Annotated in this window: 6 protein-coding genes; 2 read left to right on the plus strand and 4 right to left on the minus strand. The window is 63.4% G+C overall.

What is annotated here, in order from left to right; all coding sequences use genetic code 11:
- Window positions 1-11: 11 nt before the first annotated feature.
- Window positions 12-800, minus strand: coding sequence for an SDR family NAD(P)-dependent oxidoreductase (locus PVZ72_RS04150; RefSeq protein WP_133863071.1), 789 nt, complete (start codon window positions 798-800; stop codon window positions 12-14).
- Window positions 801-1,005: 205 nt separating this feature from the next.
- Window positions 1,006-1,431, minus strand: coding sequence for a protoporphyrinogen oxidase HemJ (gene hemJ, locus PVZ72_RS04155; protein ID WP_058792657.1), 426 nt, complete (start codon window positions 1,429-1,431; stop codon window positions 1,006-1,008).
- Window positions 1,432-1,605: 174 nt separating this feature from the next.
- Here hemJ and erpA point away from each other — a divergent pair, with 174 nt between their 5' ends.
- Complete coding sequence (erpA, locus tag PVZ72_RS04160; protein ID WP_007162616.1) at window positions 1,606-1,956, plus strand: iron-sulfur cluster insertion protein ErpA; 351 nt, start codon at window positions 1,606-1,608, stop codon at window positions 1,954-1,956.
- Window positions 1,957-1,986: 30 nt separating this feature from the next.
- On the opposite strand, the gene PVZ72_RS04165 is transcribed toward erpA, so the two are convergent.
- Window positions 1,987-3,072, minus strand: a complete 1,086-nt coding sequence (locus PVZ72_RS04165; protein ID WP_273861277.1) for an anhydro-N-acetylmuramic acid kinase — start codon at window positions 3,070-3,072, stop codon at window positions 1,987-1,989.
- Window position 3,073: 1 nt separating this feature from the next.
- Window positions 3,074-4,510, minus strand: a complete 1,437-nt coding sequence (locus tag PVZ72_RS04170) for an OapA family protein (RefSeq protein ID WP_273861278.1) — start codon at window positions 4,508-4,510, stop codon at window positions 3,074-3,076.
- A 167-nt stretch (window positions 4,511-4,677) separates the two neighbouring features.
- Here PVZ72_RS04170 and tyrS point away from each other — a divergent pair, with 167 nt between their 5' ends.
- Window positions 4,678-5,877, plus strand: coding sequence for a tyrosine--tRNA ligase (tyrS, locus tag PVZ72_RS04175; RefSeq protein WP_273861279.1), 1,200 nt, complete (start codon window positions 4,678-4,680; stop codon window positions 5,875-5,877).
- Window positions 5,878-6,099 lie beyond the last annotated feature (222 nt).

Below are 6,099 nucleotides of genomic sequence, written 5' to 3' on the forward strand. Positions count from 1 at the left end.
CGGGATCACCCTTACGCGGGTTGAAAGAGTTTGCCGACCCGCACCGCGGCCGAACGCACCAGGGCGCGGGGGAAGAAGCGCGGCAACAGGCTGCCCAGGCGATTGCGCCAGCCCGGGACGATCACCGCCTGGCGCCTTTCCAGCCCGCGCACCGCGGCCAGGGCCACCTCCTCGGCGGACATCAGCAGCTTGCCTTGCTCCATGCGCCCGGTGTGCAGCCCGGCATTCTTGAAGAAGGCGGTACGGGTCGGCCCGGGGCAGAGCACCGACACTGAGACGCCGCGCTTCTTGAGCTCCTCGCGCAGGCCCTCGGAAAAGTGCAGCACATAGGCCTTGGTCGCCGCATAGCTGCTCATGTAGGGAATGGGCTGGAAGGCCGCGGTCGAGGCGACATTGAGAATCTGACCGCCACCCTGGATCGCCATGTGCTGGCCCAGGGCATGGCACAGGCGGGTGAGCGCCAGGATGTTCAGTTCCAGCTGCTCCTGCACCCGCGGCCAGTCGGCGGCGAGAAAATCCCCGCCGCTGCCGATCCCGGCGCAATTGACCAGCAGGCCGATGGCTCTCTCGCTCTGCTCCAGCTCGTGCAGCAGACCGGTCAGGTGCAGCGGCTCCGCCAGGTCGCAGACCCGGTACAGCACCTCCACGTCGAAGCGCTGGGCCAGTTCGGCGGCGATGCTTTCCAGCTTGTCCTTGCGCCGCGCCAGCAGGATCAGCGGCTGACCCCGTCTTGCCAGGGCCTCGGCCAGGGCCAGGCCGATCCCGCACGAGGCACCGGTTACCAGGGCATAACGCTGCATACTGCTTTCTCCAGGAAAACGCCGGTCGCCGGCGGATCTGCCGCACTGAGGGTCTGTACGAAAAGTCGCCGAGCGAAGGTCAGGCAAGGCAAAAATCGGCAAGGAAGCGGACCGGGCTCGCGAACGAGTTTACGAGTGGTAAATGAGCATTCCGCGCTGATTTCTAACGCAGCATTGCCGAGCGTAGGCACTTTTCTTACAGAGCCTAGTAGGGTTTGACCACCACCAGAATCACGATGGCGATGAGCACCAGTACCGGCACCTCGTTGAACCAGCGATAGAACACATGACTGCGCTTGTTCTCGCCGCGCTCGAATCTCTTGCGCATGGCGCCGCAGACATGGTGATAGCCGATCAGCACCACCACCAGCGCCAGCTTGGTGTGCATCCAGCCCTGGGTCAGCCAGCTCGGATTGATCACCAGCAGGCCGATGCCGAACAGCAGCGTAAGGATCATCGCCGGCAGCATGATGCCGCGATACAGCTTGCGTTCCATCAGGCAGAAGCGCTCGTGGCTCACGGCGTCGCTGCTCTGGGCGTGATAGACGAACAGACGCGGCAGATAGAACAGGCCGGCGAACCAGCAGACCAGGGCAATCAGGTGGAAGGCTTTCAACCAAAGATAGAGCATCGGGGCGTTCTCCTTATCGGGCGGCGCGATATTAGAGTGGCGCTGCCGGCAAGTCATTCACTCCGGTCGTCTCGGCCGGCAGCCCATGGTCGCGCAATAGTTGACCGTTTTGCTCGGGCAAGCGGATAATTTCCTGACTGAATTGTGTTCGGCGCAAGCCGGGAGACTACGGCAATGACCATTGAAACCTTCACCCCGACCCCCCTGCAGTTCACCCTGGGCGCGGCCAGCAAGGTGAAGAATCTGATCGAGGAAGAGGGCAATCCCCGCCTGAAGCTGCGCGTCTTCGTCACGGGTGGCGGCTGCTCGGGCTTCCAGTACGGCTTCACCTTCGACGAAGATTCCGCCGACGACGACACCGTCATCGAGCGCGATGGTGTGCACCTGGTGGTGGATCCCATGAGCTTCCAGTACCTGGCCGGCGCCGAGGTGGACTACCAGGAAGGCCTGGAAGGCTCGCGTTTCGTCATCAAGAATCCCAACGCCGCCACCACCTGTGGCTGTGGTCAGTCCTTCTCCATCTGACCCGGCAACCTCCTCGGCCCAGCGCGCTGGCTAGTGCGGGTAGAGCGCACCCAGCAAGCGAAGGCCACGGGCGCCGGTGACTTCCGGGCAGTTGCCGGGCAGGCGCTCGCAGAAGCGCTGGGCCAGCCAGGCAAAGGCCATGGCTTCCAGCCAGTCCGGCGAGACGTCATAGGCCGCGGTGCTCTGCACCACGGCTGGCGCCAGCTGCCTGGCCAGACGCGCCATCAAATCCCGGTTGTGCGCCCCGCCGCCGCAGACCAGCACCTCGTCCACCGCCTGGGCGGCCAGGATGCTCTCGGCGATGCTGCGAGCGCTCAGCTCGGCCAGGGTGGCCTGGACATCCGCCGGATCCAGCGCGTCATGCTGGGCGAGCTGTCCCTGTAGCCAGGGCAGATTGAAGTGCTCGCGCCCGGTGCTCTTCGGTCCGCTCTTCATGAAGAAGGGATCGCTCAGCAGCCGTTGCAGCAGCGCCGGCACGACCTGCCCCTGCGCCGCCCAGGCGCCATCGGCATCGAAGAATCGCCCCTGACTGTGGTGGATCCAGGCATCCAGCAGCACATTGCCCGGTCCGCAATCGAAGCCCCGTACGGGCAGACCCGGCGCCAGCAGGGTCACGTTGCTGAAGCCACCGATATTGAGTACCGCACGCGGGCGATCCAGGCCGAAGAGATCGGCATGGAAGGCCGGGACCAGGGGTGCCCCCTGACCCCCGGCGGCCAGGTCGCGACGGCGGAAGTCGGCGACCACGTCGATACCGCTCAACTCGGCCAGCAGGGCGGCATCGCCGATCTGCAGGGTGTAGCCCTGTGCCGGTAGATGGCGGATGGTCTGGCCGTGGCTGCCCACGGCGCGGATATCCGCGGAGGTCAGTCCCTGCTGGGCCAGCAGCTCGGCGATACCCCGGGCGGCCAGCCTGACCCAGGCCTGTTCGGCCCGGGCGATGCGCTCGATCTCGTTGTCGCCGGGCGCGCACAGCGCCAGCAGCTCCTGGCGTAGCGCGTCCGGCATGGGCACGCCCAGGGCGGCGACGAAACGGGTCCGCTCGTCCTGTTCGATCAAGGCAACATCCAGTCCATCCAGACTGGTGCCGGACATTACCCCCAGGTAGCGCTTCATCTCAGCGCTTGTTCATCGCGAGCAGAGAGGCACGTTCCTGGTCCATGCGGGCCATGAGCGGCTGGCTCTGCGCCAGGAAACGCGAAATTTCGTTCTTGGCGATGGGATCGGCCATGGGCAGCTTCACCCCGAGCGGATCGACGTGGTTGCCGTTGATGCGGAATTCATAGTGCAGGTGCGGACCAGTCGCCAGGCCGGTCATGCCCACGTAGCCGATCACCTGGCCCTGCTTCACCGAGGCACCGGCCTGCATGCCCTTGGCGATCCGGCTCATGTGGCCATAGACGGTGGTGTAGGTCTTGCCGTGCTGGATCATCACCACGTTGCCGTAGCCATTCTCGCGACCGGCCTTGGCGATCTTGCCATCGCCGGTAGCATGGATCGGCGTACCCGTGGGCGCGGCATAGTCGACGCCCTTGTGCGCGCGCATCTTGTTCAGCACCGGGTGGAAGCGGCCCATGGTGAAGCGCGAGCTGATCCGCGAGAACTCCACCGGGGTACGGATGAAGGCCTTGCGCATGCTGCCGCCTTCCGCCGTGTAGTAGTTGGTGGTGCCGTTCTTGGCGGTGTAGCGCACGGCCGTGTAGGCCTTGCCCTTGTTGACGAAGCGAGCAGCCAGGATATTGCCGTAGCCGACGTGCTTGCCGTTGACCACCTTGTCCTCGTAGACCACCTCGAATTCGTCGCCTTCCTGGATGTCCAGCGCGAAGTCGATGTCGTAGCCGAAGATGGTGGCCAGCGCCATGGTCATGTCATGGGACAGCCCGGCCTTTTGCGCCGAGGCGAACAGCGAACTGCTGATCCGGCCCTGGGCATAGGCCTTGCGGATGTCCGGGGTGACGGTCTTGTGCTCGACCTCGTAGCCCTGGTCGGACTTGACCAGCGACAGGGTCTGCAACGCGGTGAGCTTGGTGCGCACCGCCAGCAGGTCACCCGAAGTATCACGCTGGAATTCGATCTTCTGGCCCACCCGCAGGCGAGTCAGCTTCTTGGCTTCCTTGCTGCTGGCCAGCACCTCGTGCACCACGGCAGCGGCAAGGCCGGCCCGCTCGAACAGCGTCGAGAGGGTATCGCCCTTGCGCACGGTTTCGGTCTTCCACTGCGGCTCGACGCGTTCCGTGGCGGCAACTTCTTCTTCGGCAGGCGCTTCCTCGGCGGTCTGGGCTTCCGTCTGCTCCGGGGCTACCTGGGCAAAGGGGGAGGGGGACTGGGTGTCCGCGGCTTGAGTATCTGCGAGCACTTGCTCCTTCAGGTCATCCTGACCCTGCACGACGCTCCGGGCGTCCTGTTCAACATCCAGATTGATGGAAGTGCGTTTCGCCTCGACCTGCTGAGAGGGAAACACGAGCAAGGCCAGACTCAAGAGTGCGGCCACCCCGCTGGCGGCCACGAGGTGGCTTTTGGGGTAGAACGGACTTTTGGGGATTGGCTTCGTCATTTAGCTAAAGTGATGATCTGACGTTAAAAGAAGTGAATAACTGCCTAAAATATAATCAAAATCTGGCTGTCACAACCCTTTGGGGTGGTGATCCGACGTGCCGGCTGGCGGCTACTAGGGGCATCTTGATAAGGTTCACGCTTTCGAAATTCAGAGGCGAAGCCCCCATGAAAACGGTCCAGGAGCAGCTGGCGGTCATCAAGCGTGGAGCAGATGAGCTGCTCGTCGAGTCAGAGCTTGTAACAAAACTGGAGCGCGGCACCCCGTTGCGCATCAAGGCAGGCTTCGATCCGACCGCTCCGGATCTGCACCTCGGCCACACCGTGCTGATCAACAAGCTGCGCCAGTTCCAGGAGCTGGGCCATCAGGTCATCTTCCTGATCGGCGACTTCACCGGCATGATCGGCGACCCCAGTGGCAAGAGCGCCACCCGCCCACCACTGACCCGCGAGCAGGTGCTGGAGAATGCCGAGACCTACAAGGCCCAGGTATTCAAGATCCTTGATCCGGCGCGTACCGAAGTGGCCTTCAATGCCACCTGGATGGATCAGCTGTCGCCGGCCGACTTCATTCGTCTGTCTTCCCAGTACACCGTGGCGCGCATGCTCGAGCGCGACGACTTCAGCAAGCGTTACGCGGGCAACCAGCCCATCGCCATCCATGAGTTCCTCTATCCGCTGGTTCAGGGCTATGACTCCGTTGCCCTGCGCGCCGATGTCGAGCTGGGTGGTACCGACCAGAAATTCAACCTGCTCATGGGCCGCGAACTGCAGCGCGCCTACGGCCAGGAAGCTCAGTGCATCCTCACCATGCCGCTGCTCGAAGGTCTGGATGGCGTGAAGAAGATGTCCAAGTCCCTCGGCAACTACGTCGGTATCCAGGAAGCGCCGGGGGTGATGTACAACAAGCTGGTGTCCATTCCCGATACCCTCATGTGGCGCTATTTCGAACTGCTCAGCTTCCGCAGCCTGGAGGAGATCGCCCAGTTCCGTAGCGATGTGGAGCAGGGCGCCAATCCCCGCGACATCAAGATCAAGCTGGCCGAAGAGATCGTCGCCCGCTTCCACGGGGAAGAAGCCGCCCAGACCGCCCACCGCTCCGCAGGCAACCGCATGAAGGATGGCGAGCTGCCGGAAGACCTGCCGGAAGTCGAGCTGGAAACCGATGCGGCGCTGCCGGTCGCTGCTGTCCTCAATAAAGCCGGGCTGGTGAAGAACGCTGCGGCAGCCCGCGATCTGCTGGCCGCGGGTAGCGTCAAGGTGGATGGCGAGGTGGTCGATCGCGGCTTCCTGTTTGAGATCGGCCGTACCTATATATGTCAGGCCGGCAAGAAGGCCTTTGCCCGCATCAGTGTCCGTCGGCAATAAATTTGAAATAACCTGTTGACCTGTCCTGAAACTCCCCTATAATGCGCCCCACTTCCGGCGCAGACGCTGAAGCGGCTTGAAAATCAAGCACTTAGGTCTGAGCCGGGCGAGGGGTCCACGGATTCTTCGCTGTTTGGTCTTCACCTCCGGGTGATGACGAGATGAGGCGGAGGGGGGTTGACAGCGTCTCAGGATGCTGTAGGATTCGCCTCCCGCTGCCGA

Source organism: Pseudomonas sp. LA5 (assembly GCF_028640825.1).
Classification (GTDB): Bacteria; Pseudomonadota; Gammaproteobacteria; order Pseudomonadales; family Pseudomonadaceae; genus Chryseomonas; species Chryseomonas aestiva.

What these genes read in the sequence shown, in the direction of transcription:
- PVZ72_RS04150 (WP_133863071.1), bottom strand. Translation starts at nt 800, where the DNA reads ATGCAGCGTTATGCCCTGGTAACCGGTGCCTCGTGCGGGATCGGCCTG.
- hemJ (WP_058792657.1), bottom strand. Translation starts at nt 1,431, where the DNA reads ATGCTCTATCTTTGGTTGAAAGCCTTCCACCTGATTGCCCTGGTCTGC.
- erpA (WP_007162616.1), top strand. Translation starts at nt 1,606, where the DNA reads ATGACCATTGAAACCTTCACCCCGACCCCCCTGCAGTTCACCCTGGGC.
- PVZ72_RS04165 (WP_273861277.1), bottom strand. Translation starts at nt 3,072, where the DNA reads ATGAAGCGCTACCTGGGGGTAATGTCCGGCACCAGTCTGGATGGACTG.
- PVZ72_RS04170 (WP_273861278.1), bottom strand. Translation starts at nt 4,510, where the DNA reads ATGACGAAGCCAATCCCCAAAAGTCCGTTCTACCCCAAAAGCCACCTC.
- tyrS (WP_273861279.1), top strand. Translation starts at nt 4,678, where the DNA reads ATGAAAACGGTCCAGGAGCAGCTGGCGGTCATCAAGCGTGGAGCAGAT.